Here is a 2454-nt window from a genome sequence, read left to right on the forward strand (position 1 = left end):
TGTCACTTCGCATTAGAATGCCTCCACTAGTTCGCATCAGAATGCCCCCACTAATTTCACAAAAAAAACCATTATTCTATTCATTATTATTTTCATAATTTTCTTGATCTTCTGACTTTTTGGGTCTTCCCCTTTTTGATTTTTCCTTAGGGTCGTCTTCAAACATTCCGTTCAGTTCCAGGAGGTTCTTTATACGGTAACTGTTTCCATTTAGTTTGACGATTGTGGCATGGTGCACTATGCGGTCTATTATCGCCGATGCGATTACTTTGTCCCCGAAAAGTGTCCCCCAGTCTTCAAAGTTCCTATTTGTGGTAATGATCATTGAACCGTTTTCGTATCTTTTTCTGATGATCTCAAAGAAGTCTTCCATGCTGTACTGCGGCATTTTTTTGAAGCCCAGTTCGTCCAGTATCAGCAGGTCCGGTTTTAGGAACTTCTGGATGGTCGCAGCATAGGATCCGTCCGCACGGGAGGAATATAGCTTTTCGACCATTTCATTGGTATGGATGAAAAGTACCCGCTTACCTTTTTTTACAGCTTCCAGCCCGATTGCATGGGCCAGGTGCGTTTTTCCGACCCCCGGTTTCCCCATGAATACCACATTATGTTTCTGGTCTATGAACCGGCAGCTGGCCAGATCATAGATCTGCCTTTTGTCAACCTGGGGCTGATAGCTGAAATCATAACAGTCCAATACCTTCTGCGTGTCGAGTTTTGATTCCCTGAGCTTATTTATATATCCGTTGGTCTGCCTGTTGGCCATTTCATCCTCCACCAGAAGCTCAAGAAATTCAATGTAACCGATCTTGTGCTGTAGCGCGTACCTGTTACGCAGCTCGAGGTTCTGACAGATGGCCGCGAGTTTAAGAGTGCGGAGCTGTGTTTTTAGATTTTCCATATTTATATCCATTAATTTGTAAGAGTGTCATAATAACTGAGTTCGTGCTGAAATTCGTCCGAGAAGCCCATTGTCAGCACATCTTCCCGGGGCAGGTCGTACATCGCATTCTCGCATATCCGTTTGACCTGTTGGTAGCTTATGGCGTGAAAGTGCAGTGCGCGTGCACATGATCTTTCTATCTGGCCCAAAGTGAAGCGCTTTCTCAGCGCAAGTATACCCTGGGTCATCTTGCCCCAGTGCGTCGGCACTTCTTCCACAAGTCGATCAAACAGAGTGTACGCATTTGGACCTATCTGCCCCATCATTTCACGGTATTCTTCCTTGCTGACCATTCTCTTTTCCCTGGGGCGGTGCGCCGCAAGACTGACAAACATGCCTATGCTGTCGGATAGTTGGTGCATGGCGATCTGTCGTGAGCTGTCATAGATGCGAAGTATCGTACCGTTACTCTCCAGCCTTACATTCATGCCCATATAGTCAGCCGGAACCGAATAATAATTCTGCTTATAGGCGACATGTCCCATACGGTTTACCCTGCGGTGGCTGACATCCTGTATCTGGAAACGTCTGGAAGGCAGGGGCTGCAGCGCAGCTTTCTCCGATTCAAGAAAGATATCATGAGGCCTGCGCCTGGTGGTCCCGTGGACACGTTTATTGCATATTTCATCATTCCATACGCGCAGACCACAGATCAGGTCCTCATAGATTTTGCTTTCAAAGGCTTTCAGAAAGTTGTTCCTGACATATTTTATGGAAGACTCTACTTTACCTTTGTCTGTTGGCCGGCGGGGTCTGCAGGCAATACCCGCACAATGATAATAACTGAGAAATTCCGCATACTGTGCCTGTAGGGTGGGTTCGTAGAGATCTACCTTGGTTACACCCGAGCGCAGGTTGTCCAGCTTGACCATTTTTGGGACACCCCCAAAATATTCAAAAGCACTGATGTGGCAGTCCAGGAACTCCCGGACCTGTTGACTGGTAACAACCTTATAATAGGATTGCCTGCTATGGCTGAGTACCATACTGAACACCCAGACCTTAACACCACGGCCATTCCTGCGGAACTCACCAAAGTAGCCGAAGTCGACCTGTGCCTCTTCACCAGGAAGGCTGTGCAGCGGAACAAAACATTCTGCCCGCTTGAATTTACCAATGTAACGGGCGACACTCGAATAAGACAGGGTAAGCCCATGCTGCTGGATCAATTTCTGGTGGATCAGCAGTGCCGAAAGTCCACTGGCCAGATAATGCTCGATCTGTTCATGAAATACCTCAAGACCACTGGAACGGGACTGCTGCCTCGGAGCTGAATCTCCATTCAGCAGCGCTTTTTGGATACGCGAAACGGTCTTGCGGCACATCCCAAGTTCCCTTGAGATCTCCCGCAAAGATTTGCCGTGTTCCAAAAGTGTTTTTATCGTATTGTACATAGCCACTTTATACATAACGCTGAGAGTTTATTATACTCTCAACAAGTAAAACCTTAATTGTTTAAGGTGGTGGCATTTTAATGCGAATTGCTGGGGGTATTTATATGCGAATTAACA

Annotated in this window: 2 protein-coding genes; both read right to left on the minus strand. The window is 46.7% G+C overall.

Translation table 11 applies throughout. The annotated features are described in order from the left end of the window. Positions 1-76: 76 nt before the first annotated feature. Positions 77-901 (minus strand): IS21-like element helper ATPase IstB, encoded by an 825-nt coding sequence (istB, locus tag IQ31_RS27200; RefSeq protein ID WP_084106828.1) that lies wholly within the window; start codon positions 899-901, stop codon positions 77-79. Between the two features lie 11 nt (positions 902-912). Next, the gene (gene istA, locus IQ31_RS27205; RefSeq protein ID WP_052217462.1) at positions 913-2352 is read right to left on the minus strand and encodes an IS21 family transposase; all 1440 of its coding nucleotides are present in this window, start codon (positions 2350-2352) and stop codon (positions 913-915) included. Between the last annotated feature and the right edge of the window lie 102 nt (positions 2353-2454).

It is taken from the genome of Sphingobacterium siyangense (assembly GCF_007830445.1).
Taxonomy (GTDB): domain Bacteria; phylum Bacteroidota; class Bacteroidia; order Sphingobacteriales; family Sphingobacteriaceae; genus Sphingobacterium; species Sphingobacterium siyangense.